We start from the raw sequence: 14,069 nt of genomic DNA, 5'->3' as shown, positions 1-14,069 counted from the left end.
GTCCCCTTTCGGAAAGATTTATTAGATATTTTTGAAATGCTTCATTTTTTTTTCACTCTTTCATGAATTGAGGAATCGTGACTTTCATTATGGTACCTTTACCGAATGCGCTTTCAATTCCAACGCCGTATTCTCCACCGAAAAACAACTTTATCCGATCATTCACATTTCTCAATCCGTAACCGGACGATTGCATATTCACAAGCCGGCCGATCTCTTCTTCCGTCATGCCCGGCCCATTATCCTCAACCGTGAACTCAATCGTTCGAGACAATACTCTCGCCGTGACTGCGATCACTCCTCTTCTACCCTGCATCGAGTCAACTCCATGCTTCACCGCATTCTCGACCAGTGGCTGCAAAATAAGATTCAGCATCCGGTATCCGTATACTTCTTCGTTAATATCAAACACAACATCGAAAGCATAGTCGCTCATCATAAGCATGATATCGAGATATGATTTGATATTTTCCATCTCGTCACGTACGGATATGATATTATCTCCCCTATTCAGAGATGTCCGGTAAAAGCGGGACAGCGCTGTCACTACATGACTGATTTTAAACTGTTCGCTTTTAATCGCTTCCCAATTGATAAAAGACAGTGTGTTATACAGAAAATGCGGATTGATTTGCGATTGCAATGCCCTTAACTCCGCTTCCTTTTGAATGAGCTTGTTGGCGTATACTTCCTCGATCAGGGCGTTTAGGCGAACAAGCATGTTACCGAACCGGTTTGTCAGCTCTCCAATCTCATCTTTCGAGCCGCTCCGCACCTGCAGAGACAGTTCTCCATTTTCGACCCGTCTCATAAGTGAATTCAGCTTGTAGATACGTCTGATCATCGTTTTAGAGAAAACCGATATCATGATCAATAAAATGATCATGCATGAACCGATAACAATCAGCGTGGCTCCCAAAATCGTTCCGGCTTTAGGAGTCACCTGGTCAACGGGGACGAAGCAGCGAACCGTCCAGTTCGTCTGCGGAATTGTCTTTGTTACCACATATAGCTTAGTGCCTGAAATTTCTATGATGGTATTTGGTTCGGGGGAAACGCCTTTTAGATTTCCGACTTGACTCGCCTCTGCAATGGGGTTCACATAAAGCATCTTATCGTTTTCATCAGCGATAGTGATGCCATATCCTTTGGCCAGATCCGAAATATTCCTGAACAAGCTTCCGCTGCGAAATTGCATATAAAATATGTTCTTATATGGGTCCGAGAAAAATCGAGGAAACAATTCCGTAACGGACAGATTTCCAGAGGCGTCCAAATGCCAGCGGTTGCCTTTTTTCTCGATCGCATCCGGATACCATGGCTCATTTTTAACCCGTCCATAAGACAAGACTGAATCGCCATATTCCGGAACGTCGCTTTGAGTATAAAAGGTAATCCTGCTGATATCACTGTTCATCATCATCATCATCGATAGATATGGACTTAGATACTCCTTTAAATCGCGAGACAGATTAACCAGATCAAGATAGTCTTTACGGACGATCCGCTGAAAGGTTCGATTGTTCACAATGGAACGGATTGTATGGTTGTATTGCTCAAGGTCGCTATTGATACTTTGGGATATGGCCTCCACGTTTCTCTCTATGCTCTCGGCAGCCTGAATCCTTAACATTTTCTCGGATTGGCGATAAGCATAGATCCCCAGAACCAAAATCGGAATAATAATGACAGCCAGGTAGGAAAGAAACAGCTTCTGATTGAACCGAAGCCTGTTAAACAATGCCTCCATAAACCGTGTCATAAAGCAGCTTCCTCCCGGAACTGAGTCGGTGTTTTGCCATAGTGTGTTTTGAACAGTGAACTGAAATAAGGAATGTTCGTATAACCGACATCACGGCTGATCTGCGCAATCTTGCGATTAGTCGTAAGCAGGAGGCGGCGAGCCTGTTCCATACGATGCACCGTCAAATATTTAATGATGCTGATGCCCTTATTACGTTTGAAAAGATGACTCAAATAACTGGGCGTCAAATAAACCCTCTCCGCCAGTATGTCTAGTGAAAGATCCGTGTTGTACTCATGTTCAATGATATGGACAACATCTTCGATTGCTTTGCGAATAGTTTCAGAGGAGTTATCGCCGGCAGGCTCGCTAAAACAAATGATGTCAAGCATGACCGACTTCAGGTCACTTAACTTGGACGTCTTGTAGACCATATCTAGGTGCCGCTGAAATTGGTCCGGATCCTTTTGCACGGATGCCTCAAAAAGCGTCTTGGCGATATCGGTGCTCAAATATTTGACATACGTAACCGTGAAACGGTCGCTGTTTTGCATGATTTCAAACAACTGCGCAAGACGCATCTTCGCAATATCATATCGGCGCCGCTTGATGTCCTCTGTCAATTCCATTAAAGCTTCGTCCATGGAATCCGCTTCCCGTTCGTTTGTGAAAGATGCCAGATGACTGAAAAGGACAGTGCTGTCATCATAGAAAAATTTGTTCTCGAGTACCGTTTCCATCTCGCTGAATTGCTGCCCAAACAAGCTTCCCCTATCCAGTACCCCTCCTATAACAACCGTTACTTCCCTTAGATAATGCTCTTTGAACCACTTGATGAGCCGCTCGCCCAATCGCTGCAGATCTTCCTTTTTTCCGTTTCTCAACGGGACTAAAACCAGGCACTGAAATTCGTTCAGATCAATAATCCCAAATTCGCTCCCGATCACATTCTTCAAATCATGCTCCAATTCAAGATCAAGCCAATCAAAAAAAAACGACTGCGGCTATCCAGCAAAATCATTCTGGCTTCATCAACACCGGATTGCGTTAGCGTCGGCCATGCCAGCTCATAAAGTCCGTCCGCAGCTTCCGTTTCACCGTTAATAAGATCCGTAACCATTCTTCGTCTTTCGTGCCTGATCTCTCTGCGATAAGCATGCTCCATACGCTCTTGCCGGCATTGCTCCAGCTGCTCCTCTTCGCACAATTGAATGACCTGGGATATTACCCTGAGGAATTCTTCCGTCTGTACCGGCTTCAAAATATAACGGATCGCGTTAACATCAATAGCACGCTGCGCATATTCAAATTCCCCATAGGCACTCATAAAAATCACTTTAAGCGTTTTGGACAGCGCTCTCCCCTTCTCAGCCAATTCAAGCCCATCCATCCCGTTCATCCGAATGTCCGTAAACAATATATCAACCTCATGGTTTGTGATGTAATTGAGCGCTGCTTCACCGTCGTCCGCCTCAATCATTTCCAGCTCCAAACCGAACTTGTTAACCAGAAACTTTACGCCTTCCCGCTCAAACTTGTCATCGTCTACCACAAGCATTTTCCACACGGATTTCACCTTCCATCTTCAAAAATGTAAAGCATAATTATCACTATACATTCGCTTGAATCGTAGTCTATCACAATATGTAAGCGCTTTAAATGCAGGGCATGCCCCCGGGATTTCCTGCCCAAAAGAAAAACACCTCGTTCCCTACCGGTTCTTAACCGCGGGTAGCTCTGCGGGCCACCGCTTTCACGGGAACCGATCCTTAAACAAAAAAGGGACGTTGCATAAAACAACGTCCCTTTCCCGAATGCCTTTTATGAAAGCCTGGCTTGAAGCCGCACCCCGTTAAGATAAGCTCCGTTTCCTTTCCTTCTGAAGTAAGTAAATGAAATATGGAGCGCCGATGATGGCCGTCATGACTCCTACGGGGACCTCGCGCGGAATAATAATGATACGGCCAATACAATCTGCTAGGAGCATAAGATCAGCCCCAATGACCGCGGCCACCGGGAGCAGCCATTGGTTCCGGCTGCCGACAAGGCTTCGTGCCATATGCGGGGCAAGGAGTCCGATGAATCCAATCGAGCCGACCGCCGATACGTCGTAGATTTAGGTTCTTTCCTTAATTGGGTCTCTTTACATATAAATGAACAGGATCCGCTCGAGGATAAGACGTTTGCGAACTTGCTGTACGAGAAGTTCTTCTTCAGAAGGTGTTTCAATATCCTGAATGGTCCGGAACAGTTGATCCAAGCCGATGTTGCCTGTCCCGGCAGGAATACCGCATACTCCGTAGTCTTCTCCGTCATGAACGATGATAGAGTCTTTGAAATGCATGGTGAATGTTCATTTCCTAAGTTCCTTTGGAATAAATCAGAATGTCTTCTCTCTTCAACCAGCCTGCCCGTTCCCAATATCGGTTTCCCGTTTCGTTCTCTCTATAAACCATCAGGTGGCATTTGCGTATGCCCGCTGTTCTCAACGTATCCAGCGCCATATCGACTAACCTGCTGCCCACTCCACCCGTCCGATATTCCTCGGACACGGCTACATGATATAAAAAACCTCTTCTGCCGTCATGTCCGCATAAAATGGTCCCGATGATTTCGTCCCCGTCCATGCACACGAAACTATGCCCTGCATTTCTGTCTAAAAAGAAAGCGATGGATTCTTCCGAATCGGCATCGTTCAACCCCATTCCTTCCGTTTCGGACCAAAGATCGAAAACCTTCTTATAATCCTGGATTTTCATTTCGCGAAAAGAGTACATCGGCATTCACGCCCTATGATTTTATTCGTTTTTACTGCTTTTAAAAAACGTTAGGCCCGTTTGATAAACTCCACTCTGTTGCCAAAGGGATCCCTGAATTCAAACCTTTCATATCCCGGAATGGGCACGGATTCCTCTACTTGAATACCGTTGTCTGCCAGAAGTCTCTCTAGAGATCTTAAATCTTCAACCTCATACGCCAGATGGGCTTTTGTCCGCAAACGATCAACCCCATCCTCCGTCCCGATATGCAACTGCTGATCTCCTACCTGCACCCAGAACCCGCCTCTACCCAATAAGGATTGGGGTTTGGGAATCTCCTTCAACTGCAGGAGCCCGCAATAAAAGTTCCTCGCCTCTTCTTCGCTGCCTTTCGGTATGGTGATTTGAGCATGATGAAAGCCTGTAATCATTCAAAAAGCTCCTTCCAGATTTTATTGTGATCTGCAAGTTCTAATCCAATATTTCATTGAATCAGTCAGAAGAGTTCCCCCATTCTTTCAAGAGTGCCTTCCATTCCGTGGCTGTTGAATCGATAAACATCCTCACTGCATCATCCATAAAATAGACCGTTTGGATCTTGGGCTCATTGCCGCCATTTTGAAGCCACTCCAATTTGACATCCCGGTATCCGTTTACTTCCGCTTCGGTAACCAAAGATTCCATGGTAAACGCGCTTGATATCCGTAACTTACGAAGAACCATGCCGGCCCATTGTTCGGATTTCAGCAAATTAAACTCGATTTGGCTAACCTCTTGATTGTAAGTTTTTCTGATATCTTCGGGATTACCTTGAAATTTTTTTTTCAAAATCCGCATATATGGTCTCGGTCCATCGGATGTCCGCATAAATATGGGCAAAATAACCCAGTACATACTCTTTCCAGTCGGGCTCCGTTCTCTTGTTCCAACAGATCAACAATTCATTTTTGAGTTTATCTATACTTGGAAACATCCCTTTACTGACTAGATGCGTCTTCCCCTTATCTTCCCTAGTCACGTTTCCCCTCATATGCACGGCATCGGGAGCAATGCTCCCCAATAAAAAAAGAGGGTGAGGGATTCAAACCCGATATTTCCGCTGCAATCGCAAAATGAACCATTGGCCAAGGCATAATTTGCCGCCTCCCTTCAAAATCCGTTAAATACATAATTTTATCCAATGAAACAAACCCTACCGGCATCGAAACCAAATCAGATTAACAGGAGGACGATATGCCATGCGGTTCCGTCTGATCATCCTATCCCTTTTGGTCATATGGATGAGCTCGGGTTGTACACAAAACAATGCTCAACAATCGCAGCAAGCCCAACCTAAAACCTTGCCCCAACAACAAACTAAAATACAATCCAATTCTTCAACCCCTAACCTAGCCAGCGGAAAGGAACAAAACGTCCGGAGCCCGCATCTCCTCTCCTTGTCGGACTTGCAAAAGAAGTACCGCAGCACCTTCTTGCTGAATGGACCATCGACGAAACGCGAGGTTGCCCTGACGTTCGACGATGCGCCGGATGATATTTTCACTCCCCAAGTCCTTGATGTTTTGAAGCAGGAGGGAGTCAAAGCGACGTTTTTTTGTGGTTGGAAACCGGATCGAAGCCCATCCCGACATTATGAAACGCATGGTTCAAGAAGGACATGCCATCGGCAATCATTCCTATAACCATGCGAATCTTCCAAAATTGGCGGACGCCAGGTTTCGCAATCAAATCCAAAAAACGGATGAACTGATCCGCCAGTATACCGGATATGTACCGAATATCGTGAGACCGCCATATGGCAATATCAGCGAAGAGCAAATTAAATGGCTGGCGAGCCAGGGTAAAAAAGTGATCAACTGGAACGTGGATTCCTTGGATTGGAAAGGATTAAGTGCCGAAGAGGTGCAGACCAACATTCTGGCTCACATGCGCCCGGGTTCGATTATTTTGCAGCATTCCGGCGGCGGAGAGGGCGAAGATTTGTCGGGAACGGTAAAATGCCTGCCCAATATCATCAATACGCTCAGAAACAATGGAATGAAGCTGGTATCCGTTTTAGAACTGTTTGATATGGAGCCCTCGGCTGAATAAATTTAACTTCTTGCTCCATTGCGCGGCGATGTTTGGAGAGAGGATCACTCTCTTCCTAATTGCCGCGCACCGGAGCAGTCTTTCCCCCTGATATTCTTACAATGAAGGGTCTGGAATCATTATTACTTCCAGGTTGTTGAAATATGAGAGCTTCTCATCTATAAAATCATCGCCGTAGTCAATGCCTCCAACGATATGAGGGTCCATCAGGCAGAGCCCCATTAACCACAACTGCCGGATCCCCACAAAGATGGGGACGGCTTTTACATCTTTCTCCGAAAGATCCCTTACCGATCTGTATCCTTGTATAAATGCATCCCATAATTCTTCTAATTTTTGGGGATCATGGCCAAGACGGACCTCTCGGGCTAAGCGAAATTCCGCAATATCATAAGCTCGCCACCCCAATCCGCACAAATCAAAATCATAATGCGTGTACGACATATCGTCCTTGTAGCTGATATTGGTATTTCCATGAAGATCCCCGTGGCAAATGCCCCAATCCAACTCCGCTAATGAAAGCTTTAAGAGGCTCTCTTCAAGCTGCTTGGCTATATTTTTCAAACCTTCAAAATCTTCTCTTCGGTGCTGCATACCTGATTCGATTATGGCAAGAGACTGATGAATGAGGTAATTCAAATCCAGCTTTTGTCTTGGATAATGACTTTGAAAGTTATCCGATGCCAGGTGAATTTCAGCCGCCGCTTTTCCAAAAACATAACTTATCTCTTGGCTATCGATATCTCTCTCAGCCCCCTCTGCATAGGTAAAGAGAACACCAAATCTCTTTCCTTCTGGTGCATTCAGCGTATGAATGATCTCCCCTTGGGCATCTTCTATAGGCATGGAAACGGATATCCCGCGCTGCTTGAGGAACTGCAACAGCTCCATTTCAAAAGCAACTTCAGCGTACTCCCGTCTCCAATCCCCGCGGTATACTCTAAACACGTACTTGCGTTCTGCTGTTAAAACTAAATAAGTATCGTTCATTCCTCGAAGCAAGTATTTGACCTCCGTAATATCTTCGAGATCATAGTGCTTGCTTATAAACTCTTTTAAAGCTTGATCGGATAAGGTTGAATAGGTGACTGGAAAATACATCAAAAAACACTCCTCTAGGATTCCATGTATTAGCATGAACCGTTCGCATATCAATACTGCCCTACCATTTAAATGTTAAAAAATTGCATATTTACTCATAGGTAACCACTGCGGGTATCAAAGATGCCGGGATCCAGTTTAGACCAGGGAGTAAACGTTGTCGTCAGCCGGTAGCGCTGACCGGTTTCCGCTGATCGATAGGCTCCGAACATGATCTCATGCACATGAAGCTGCTGCCTGCCCGACTGGACCGGCTGCTTGCCTGTTCTGAGACAGTCAACAAAATGGGCGATCACACTCTTGTTTGATTGCTCGGACATCATCCCGTGCGGAACATAACAATTCTCCATCCCGCGCCAGACGACTCGCTCCGCATCCGGTATCATCTTCTCCGACGTCTGGATAACGAGCGGATACCCGCTGTCATTTAAAGCGATAGTCCCGCTCCGCCCGTAAATGATGGTATTGTTCTGCTTGAACGGCATTCCCCATAATGAGCGGATAACGGCATGCTGTCCTCCCTCGAATTGGACGATGACCGATACGTTATCATCCACGTCACTGTACACTTTTTTTTCCATCGCCTACGATACGATTCGGAATCAGCGTGTTGACTTCTGCCATTACGGTTACAGCCGGTCCCAGTAAACCCACAAGCCGGCTAACCGGATACACCAGGCAATCCAGCACTGCGCCTCCGTGGGATATGGACCTATCATAGTACCAGTTATCGCGCCACGGGCCCGGAAGGGAAAGCTGCGCCTCAGCCCCCGTAATTTTTCCAATATATCGGTCATCAACATATTCGGATGCAGCCAAAAAGGCAGGACTCAAATCATAAGGCAGACTCATGAAAATCGTTCCCTTTTCCTCGGCGAGAGCCACCATACGTTTGCAATCCTCAAAGGTCGTTGCCATAGGCTTCTCGTTTAAAACGTTCAAACCTCGCTCGATAGCGGCAATTACCGGCTCTGCGTGCACGGAATGGGGGGTGGTGACGACTACGGCATCAAGCGCCTCATGATCCATCATGACCTCGTAATCGTCATACCATCTCGGGATTCCGTACATGGCTGCCTTCCTCTCGGCATGCTCCAAATGCATGGAGCAAACGGCTGCAAATTCCACTCCTTCAATGCTGGCTGCCTGTTCAAAATATCGGTTGCTCACATGACCGCTTCCAATCATGCCTAAATGAATGGTTTTCATTATGTCTCCTTTAGTGGATTTTAGCGTTCGGCATTCGAATCACAGATCGATCAGTTGGAATTGTGAGCCAGAATATTAACAAGCTTCCCAAACGGATCGCGGACATAGAATCTCCTTACCCCCCAAGGCTCGTCGGCTGGTCCGTACGCTATCGGGAATCCGGCGATTTTCATCTGCTCGTAAACCCGGTCTATATCATCGACTTCAATGGAGAGATCAGGCGTTAACGTGTCGGAACCTCCCTGTGACGCAAAACTGATTTGCACGCTCATTTCCTGGTTTGAGCCGTATGTCGCTATCCAGCCGTGATCCATCAGCAAATCAAGTCCGAGCACATCCTGATAAAAAACGTTTGGCCGCTTGGATATCCGCTGTATTTATGTTGGAGACAATCCGTTTGACTGTCATTTCCCCCGCCTCCGTGACATGTTCATGTAATGCATAATTTCATTGTAGATAAAGGCTTAACATCGAATTATTGGCTTAATTCCTTCAGCTCTTTTGACAAATTACCTACGGTCTCGGCTCTTTCCTGGTCATTTTGCTCATCAAAAAGAAGCTGCTCCACAAATTCCCAAATGTCTTCCAGCTTACGTCTGCCCTGATAAAAATGCAGCACCTCGGGGTTCAATTCATAATCCTTATGGGCTTTTCGATACGTGTGCATAAAATCCTCAAAGTGCGGATGATCCACCAAAAACATCAGGTCCGCTTCGACAGGAGCCAGTTTCAGACCTTCCCAGTCGATCAGCATCAGTTGTGGCCCGGATTGCATCAGATTCCAATTGTGAATATCCGTATGGCACAGGGCCATGCAAGTATGGCCGTTTTTCAATTTCATCGAAAACCTCTCAACGGTATCCGCCAGCTCTTCTATTTGTAGAATATGGGGAGTGATCATTTCCTTAATGTCCGCCGGTAAACCGTTAAAATCCTTCTCCAACACGTCCCTCAGCTGCTGGATAAACGGCACGTCAAAATCCTCCTAATCGCTTCCGATACAACGGGAAGTTCTTCACCATAGGAATGAAGCTCGGATATGATGTCCGCCAGCTCGCAGACTTGCTCTTTGGTCAACTCTCGATTGCCGATCGTTTCTCCCTCGATGTACTGATACAGAAGATAGATGGCATCCTCGCTCTCACATTTATATTCGCCGTGCTTCGTCAATAGCGGCACGGGAATTTTGCCCTTAAGCCCGCTGTTATGCTCGAACCAGCGCAGCACGGGCACATAATGGTCAATAAGAGCCGTCCATTTGGGCGTCGATGCTCTGCTCTTTTCGTATACCTTCAGGAAATAGGTCCTATCATCGTCAAACACTTTAAAGGCGAGGGCGGCCCAGCCCCCCTGCTGTTGGGAAACGTTCATGCGATCGAGTTCATAGTAATCTTTTAATACGGTTTTGATCTTGTCCATAGGGTCCTTCCTCCAGCCCGAAACCGTAATGCAATAAGATCTTTCCCATGGTTATAAATAGCCGGTAATCAATGTTTTCACAACATCCTCTGTGGTTTGTAATTGTCCGGACTGATGCGCCTGCTTAAATAAACCAGCCAATTCAAAATCTTGTTCATTCTAATGCCTTGAATACAATGTTACGCGAAGCCCAATACTCGGTGGATTCATTTCATTGTTTATAACATAACATGATTTTCCTGTTCTTGGTTCGAAAAGAGATAAATCATTCTTCCCGTTTCTGACTCATCCAGCACAAAAATATCTTGATCATCTTTCGTAATTTTGTATATTATGAATAATATAAAACATTTCATTTCAAAACATTTAAAAAAAGGATGTGTGATGATGAACAGCATTCCCGGACCCTACTCCGTCTTAGGCCCAAAAGCGAATATGTTTAAGTTCTTTCGTCGCCCTTTTACCTTTCAACGTTGGCTGCATGACACGTATGGCAGCATTGTCGCTTTAGGCCAAGGCAGCAAGCCTTCGACCGTGTTTGCTTTTGGTCCTGAAATGAACCGTCAAATATTAACCAATCCGGATTTTTTCGAAGTCAGCTCGGCATTCGTCAAGATCCCCCAAAACACCGTTCTGGGAGATATGTTTTACCATAACCTAATGCTCATGTCCGGACAAAAACACAGACAGCATCGCCGCCTGATGCAGCCGGCCTTCCAGCATGACCAAATTGTCCGATACGGTCAGGATATGGCCATGATTACAGAACGGTTGGCTGACGAATGGAGGGGCAGGACGGAAATAGAGTTAAACGCCGAAATGAAAAAATTAACGCAGCGGATCGCTGTCAAGACGCTGTTCGGTATGCAGGACGAACATGAAATGGATCACATGGGGGAGTTGATTTACCGCCTGACGAAGTCAATTTTGTTGGTCACTCTGGCACCCGTCAATATTCCTTTAACTCCCTATCATCGCGCACTCGGCATTGCCGGGCAGCTTAACGAACGGATCCGTTCGATGATTCATAATAAGCGGCAACATCTGGATTCGAAGCCGGATGTGCTTGCCGCTCTTATCCGGGCGCATGATGAGGATGGTACAGCCTTGACGGACGAAGAGCTGGTCGGGCATACGTTCTCCTTATATGTCGCCGGACATGAAACGACGGCCAATGCTTTGACTTGGACCTTGTTTCTGCTCATCCAGCACCCGGAGGTTTATTCCGGCGTTATGGATGAATTAAACGCCGTGCTGAACGGAGACCCGCCAGCGCTGGAGCAGCTTGGAAGACTGCCGCTGCTGGACGGGGTGATTAAAGAGGGCTTGCGCTTGATGCCCCCTGCCAGCATCGGTACGCGGATCACCGCCGCTCCTTCCGAGTTGGGCGGATATTCTCTACCGGAGCGAACGAACGTCTTTTTTTAGCCAGCTGGTCACGCATCGGCTGCCCGAGCTATATGAGGAGCCGGATCGGTTCAAGCCGCAGCGTTGGGAGAAGCTTAAACCATCCGCGTTCGAATTTTTGCCGTTTAGCGCCGGACCGCATATGTGCATTGGCTGGCATTTTGCCATGCAGGAGCTTAAGATCGTCCTTGCTGTCCTTCTTCAGCGATACCGCTATTCGGTTGTCCGTGATGCAAGGATCAGCCCGAATCTGATGATGCGCCCTGTTCACGGAATGCCCCTGCACATCGGCCCGCATGGCGGAAAATTTGAACGGGTGCCTGTACGCGGTACCATTCATGAATTGATCGGGTTTTGAACGCCTATCGACGTACTTTCTCAGAAGACAGACCGCATTTAGCAGAAATTTTTCTTGCGGGATAAGGAAGCAGCGTCTCCGAAGCTTATACTTTCTTATCTCTTCACAAAGAACCTCTAAAAATAACTTTTAGAGGTTCTTCCGCTTGACACGTATACTTGCCATGGCGTGCTTAGCCATCGTTATGGATTACTCATTGCCAATGCCTTTTGGACTGGAAATAACAATGGCGTTCAGCCGGTCTATTAATTGTTGTGCCGCGGATGCCGTAAAACTAAGGATACCGTCAGTCTCCACAATACGTTCCTCCTGCAATCGCGCGTCCAGCCAATCGGTAATGAAAGCAGGAGCATATCCGCCCGTGCCAAAATCCTTGCCAAAAGCAATCATTTTGTCGTAAACAGCCAGGTATTGTTCACGGGTGGTACGGGGATACGACTTCGTATACAGCCAAAATTGCAGGTCATACATCAACATCGACCGTTCATCCGCATGAAACGAAAAATGGCCCTTTTCTTCCACGATTTCTTGGCAGATGGAACGGATGACGCTTTCTATGTCCTCGACTTCGGCAACCTTGGAGCATAGTTCCGATAACAGCGGCGAGAATCGGGCAGCGGCCACTTTCCTAAGGTCCTCCTGCTTCATCTCCTCTGAATTATCAAATTCCTCCTCATTTACCAATCCTTGAATAAAGGCCGCAAAGTTCGGCGCCAGGTATGTAATTTCATAATCGCATTCCTGGTCCACATGAACGACCGCCGGTTCCCCGTCCCTGCCGCATGCCCGGTAATCCAGCATGACCACGTCGTGCCCTGCGGAAGGACAGTCGCAAATCACTACCCCGATGTCGGGATAACCCCATTCCTCAATCATAAACGGGCTGCCAAACTCCCCGCACAAGGAATACGGTTTCTTGCGTCCGATTCCGAGAATTCCCGAGATCGCGATATGATCCTCCGCCCAGGATGTTGCCTCATCCGTCGGAAAACAGGTATTTACCGGAATCCCGCCGTTGTGTTCCTTCATCATCGCAATATAGGATGCCGGCAGCTTGTATCCCAATTCTTTCTCGATGGAGGCAATGAGCTCGTCCGTCGGAGGCTCGGAAACATACTCCTTCAGCGCATAATCACTATCGTCCCAAAAGTTTGTAAAGTCCATCAGTTCTCCCCTCTCTTTTTCTCTCCGCAATAACAGAAGAATTCCTCATCCTGCAGCATCACGTTTTGAAAATGATATTTTTTGGATAATTGTACCAGCCTCCGGTCGCTTGGGATAGGATCTATCGGACTAACATAGCCGATTTTTTCATGATGTTCCTTCAATCCTGCCCGGGTACGGGAATGGGCTATGACGAACTTTCCGTTATTGTTCAAATTCTGGTGTGCATTGCGGAAAACGGCTTCGAGATTCTGAAAATGGGGAATGCTATTGTATATAATCACCAAATCAAAAGGCTCATCCAAGGTTACATCCTTCTCGAAATCCAAACAGCACGTTCTGGTTCCCGGAAAGTGCAGAGCCAGCTGGTTAAGCATTTTACTTGAGATGTCGATTGCGGCATAGCTGCGGGGATGAATCTGCAGATCGGTTAATCTGGAGAGTAAGATGCCCGTTCCCGACGCCACATCAAGTATGGAATGGTCGCTTGTAATGCTGAAACGCTCAACCAGCCGATCGATGCAACACATGGCATGATGGGGAACGCCTTTATTCCATTCGGAAGCCATTTGGTCGAAAAATTCAATGTCGCTTTTTTTTTATGATGTTCTCCATAAATCGTGTCCTTTCGCCTATCAAACTTTATATTTATTTCCCCGCGCCCTATTTGAAAACGCTTACTACACCCGATAGTTTATCAAAATATTTTATCAATTGTTACATAAATACTTGGAATGAACTTTTTTCGCATTATTGTTTAAAAGGATCGATCGTTCCTGCCACATAAAAAAAAACGTCTATCGACGTATATTTTCGA

Annotated in this window: 18 protein-coding genes and 2 pseudogenes; 4 read left to right on the top strand and 16 right to left on the bottom strand. The window is 46.5% G+C overall.

Annotation, left to right across the window (positions count from 1 at the left end; translation table 11 throughout):
* Positions 1 to 52: 52 nt before the first annotated feature.
* The 8 genes and pseudogenes from XI25_RS31595 to XI25_RS35210 form a co-directional block, all read right to left on the bottom strand.
* Positions 53 to 1,762: a cache domain-containing sensor histidine kinase gene (locus XI25_RS31595; RefSeq protein ID WP_052759731.1), complete on the bottom strand. Its 1,710-nt coding sequence runs from the start codon at positions 1,760 to 1,762 to the stop codon at positions 53 to 55.
* A complete protein-coding gene (locus tag XI25_RS23825) occupies positions 1,759 to 2,691 on the bottom strand; it encodes a helix-turn-helix transcriptional regulator (RefSeq protein ID WP_235440211.1) in 933 nt (310 codons plus the stop codon). The genes XI25_RS31595 and XI25_RS23825 overlap by 4 nt, the downstream gene beginning before the upstream one ends.
* A gap of 5 nt (positions 2,692 to 2,696) precedes the next feature.
* Positions 2,697 to 3,302, bottom strand: coding sequence for a response regulator (locus XI25_RS31590; RefSeq protein WP_235440209.1), 606 nt, complete (start codon positions 3,300 to 3,302; stop codon positions 2,697 to 2,699).
* A 294-nt stretch (positions 3,303 to 3,596) separates the two neighbouring features.
* A pseudogene (locus XI25_RS32470) lies at positions 3,597 to 3,851 on the bottom strand (iron chelate uptake ABC transporter family permease subunit); the annotation flags it as partial.
* Between the two features lie 36 nt (positions 3,852 to 3,887).
* On the bottom strand, positions 3,888 to 4,088 hold the full coding sequence (locus XI25_RS35215) for a hypothetical protein (RefSeq protein ID WP_046680570.1): 201 nt from the start codon (positions 4,086 to 4,088) through the stop codon (positions 3,888 to 3,890).
* A gap of 16 nt (positions 4,089 to 4,104) precedes the next feature.
* Entirely contained in the window at positions 4,105 to 4,521 is a 417-nt protein-coding gene (locus tag XI25_RS23810; RefSeq protein ID WP_046680569.1) for a GNAT family N-acetyltransferase, read from the bottom strand.
* 50 nt (positions 4,522 to 4,571) lie between these two features.
* The gene (locus XI25_RS23805; protein ID WP_046680568.1) at positions 4,572 to 4,934 is read right to left on the bottom strand and encodes a VOC family protein; all 363 of its coding nucleotides are present in this window, start codon (positions 4,932 to 4,934) and stop codon (positions 4,572 to 4,574) included.
* Positions 4,935 to 4,995: 61 nt separating this feature from the next.
* Entirely contained in the window at positions 4,996 to 5,187 is a 192-nt protein-coding gene (locus XI25_RS35210) for a hypothetical protein (RefSeq protein WP_235440138.1), read from the bottom strand.
* A 554-nt stretch (positions 5,188 to 5,741) separates the two neighbouring features.
* Between XI25_RS35210 and XI25_RS36510 the strand changes: the two genes are divergently transcribed.
* Complete coding sequence (locus XI25_RS36510; RefSeq protein ID WP_327204846.1) at positions 5,742 to 6,185, top strand: polysaccharide deacetylase family protein; 444 nt, start codon at positions 5,742 to 5,744, stop codon at positions 6,183 to 6,185.
* A complete protein-coding gene (locus XI25_RS36505; protein WP_327204845.1) occupies positions 6,100 to 6,594 on the top strand; it encodes a polysaccharide deacetylase family protein in 495 nt (164 codons plus the stop codon). Before XI25_RS36510 ends, XI25_RS36505 begins: the two co-directional genes overlap by 86 nt.
* Before the next feature lie 96 nt (positions 6,595 to 6,690).
* On the opposite strand, the gene XI25_RS23790 is transcribed toward XI25_RS36505, so the two are convergent.
* The 6 genes and pseudogenes from XI25_RS23790 to XI25_RS36495 form a co-directional block, all read right to left on the bottom strand.
* Entirely contained in the window at positions 6,691 to 7,695 is a 1,005-nt protein-coding gene (locus XI25_RS23790; protein ID WP_046680567.1) for a phosphotransferase, read from the bottom strand.
* 95 nt (positions 7,696 to 7,790) lie between these two features.
* A complete protein-coding gene (locus tag XI25_RS23785) occupies positions 7,791 to 8,264 on the bottom strand; it encodes a hypothetical protein (RefSeq protein ID WP_046680566.1) in 474 nt (157 codons plus the stop codon).
* Positions 8,254 to 8,904, bottom strand: a complete 651-nt coding sequence (locus XI25_RS23780) for a Gfo/Idh/MocA family protein (protein ID WP_046680565.1) — start codon at positions 8,902 to 8,904, stop codon at positions 8,254 to 8,256. The genes XI25_RS23785 and XI25_RS23780 overlap by 11 nt, the downstream gene beginning before the upstream one ends.
* 50 nt (positions 8,905 to 8,954) lie before the next feature.
* A pseudogene (locus XI25_RS23775) lies at positions 8,955 to 9,312 on the bottom strand (VOC family protein).
* Positions 9,313 to 9,379: 67 nt separating this feature from the next.
* Positions 9,380 to 9,877 carry a phosphotransferase family protein gene (locus XI25_RS36500; RefSeq protein WP_046680564.1) on the bottom strand — a complete coding sequence of 166 codons (498 nt, stop codon included), beginning with the start codon at positions 9,875 to 9,877 and terminating at the stop codon, positions 9,380 to 9,382.
* Entirely contained in the window at positions 9,856 to 10,323 is a 468-nt protein-coding gene (locus XI25_RS36495) for a phosphotransferase (RefSeq protein ID WP_046680563.1), read from the bottom strand. Before XI25_RS36495 ends, XI25_RS36500 begins: the two co-directional genes overlap by 22 nt.
* Positions 10,324 to 10,707: 384 nt before the next feature.
* Here XI25_RS36495 and XI25_RS23755 point away from each other — a divergent pair, with 384 nt between their 5' ends.
* Positions 10,708 to 11,751, top strand: a complete 1,044-nt coding sequence (locus XI25_RS23755; RefSeq protein ID WP_268794561.1) for a cytochrome P450 — start codon at positions 10,708 to 10,710, stop codon at positions 11,749 to 11,751.
* Positions 11,666 to 12,088: a cytochrome P450 gene (locus tag XI25_RS35900; RefSeq protein WP_327204855.1), complete on the top strand. Its 423-nt coding sequence runs from the start codon at positions 11,666 to 11,668 to the stop codon at positions 12,086 to 12,088. The genes XI25_RS23755 and XI25_RS35900 overlap by 86 nt, the downstream gene beginning before the upstream one ends.
* Before the next feature lie 189 nt (positions 12,089 to 12,277).
* Here the strand turns inward: XI25_RS35900 and XI25_RS23750 are convergent, their stop codons facing one another.
* Together XI25_RS23750 and XI25_RS23745 are read right to left on the bottom strand one after the other, a co-directional pair.
* Positions 12,278 to 13,252 (bottom strand): SMI1/KNR4 family protein, encoded by a 975-nt coding sequence (locus tag XI25_RS23750; protein WP_046680561.1) that lies wholly within the window; start codon positions 13,250 to 13,252, stop codon positions 12,278 to 12,280.
* Complete coding sequence (locus XI25_RS23745; protein ID WP_160308951.1) at positions 13,252 to 13,782, bottom strand: class I SAM-dependent DNA methyltransferase; 531 nt, start codon at positions 13,780 to 13,782, stop codon at positions 13,252 to 13,254. Before XI25_RS23745 ends, XI25_RS23750 begins: the two co-directional genes overlap by 1 nt.
* Positions 13,783 to 14,069: the final 287 nt, after the last annotated feature.

Source organism: Paenibacillus sp. DMB20, from assembly GCF_000987955.1.
GTDB lineage: Bacteria > Bacillota > Bacilli > Paenibacillales > Paenibacillaceae > Paenibacillus_AQ.
Note: the sequence above shows the minus strand (reverse complement) of the source record. Positions and strands in the feature narration are given on the sequence as shown.

What these genes read in the sequence shown, in the direction of transcription:
- XI25_RS23810 (WP_046680569.1), bottom strand. Translation starts at nt 4,521, where the DNA reads ATGTACTCTTTTCGCGAAATGAAAATCCAGGATTATAAGAAGGTTTTC.
- XI25_RS23755 (WP_268794561.1), top strand. Translation starts at nt 10,708, where the DNA reads ATGATGAACAGCATTCCCGGACCCTACTCCGTCTTAGGCCCAAAAGCG.
- XI25_RS31595 (WP_052759731.1), bottom strand. Translation starts at nt 1,762, where the DNA reads ATGACACGGTTTATGGAGGCATTGTTTAACAGGCTTCGGTTCAATCAG.
- XI25_RS23790 (WP_046680567.1), bottom strand. Translation starts at nt 7,695, where the DNA reads ATGTATTTTCCAGTCACCTATTCAACCTTATCCGATCAAGCTTTAAAA.
- XI25_RS36510 (WP_327204846.1), top strand. Translation starts at nt 5,742, where the DNA reads ATGCGGTTCCGTCTGATCATCCTATCCCTTTTGGTCATATGGATGAGC.
- XI25_RS35210 (WP_235440138.1), bottom strand. Translation starts at nt 5,187, where the DNA reads ATGGAATCTTTGGTTACCGAAGCGGAAGTAAACGGATACCGGGATGTC.
- XI25_RS36495 (WP_046680563.1), bottom strand. Translation starts at nt 10,323, where the DNA reads ATGGACAAGATCAAAACCGTATTAAAAGATTACTATGAACTCGATCGC.
- XI25_RS23780 (WP_046680565.1), bottom strand. Translation starts at nt 8,904, where the DNA reads ATGAAAACCATTCATTTAGGCATGATTGGAAGCGGTCATGTGAGCAAC.
- XI25_RS23750 (WP_046680561.1), bottom strand. Translation starts at nt 13,252, where the DNA reads ATGGACTTTACAAACTTTTGGGACGATAGTGATTATGCGCTGAAGGAG.
- XI25_RS35215 (WP_046680570.1), bottom strand. Translation starts at nt 4,088, where the DNA reads ATGCATTTCAAAGACTCTATCATCGTTCATGACGGAGAAGACTACGGA.
- XI25_RS31590 (WP_235440209.1), bottom strand. Translation starts at nt 3,302, where the DNA reads ATGCTTGTGGTAGACGATGACAAGTTTGAGCGGGAAGGCGTAAAGTTT.
- XI25_RS23745 (WP_160308951.1), bottom strand. Translation starts at nt 13,782, where the DNA reads ATGTGTTGCATCGATCGGCTGGTTGAGCGTTTCAGCATTACAAGCGAC.
- XI25_RS23805 (WP_046680568.1), bottom strand. Translation starts at nt 4,934, where the DNA reads ATGATTACAGGCTTTCATCATGCTCAAATCACCATACCGAAAGGCAGC.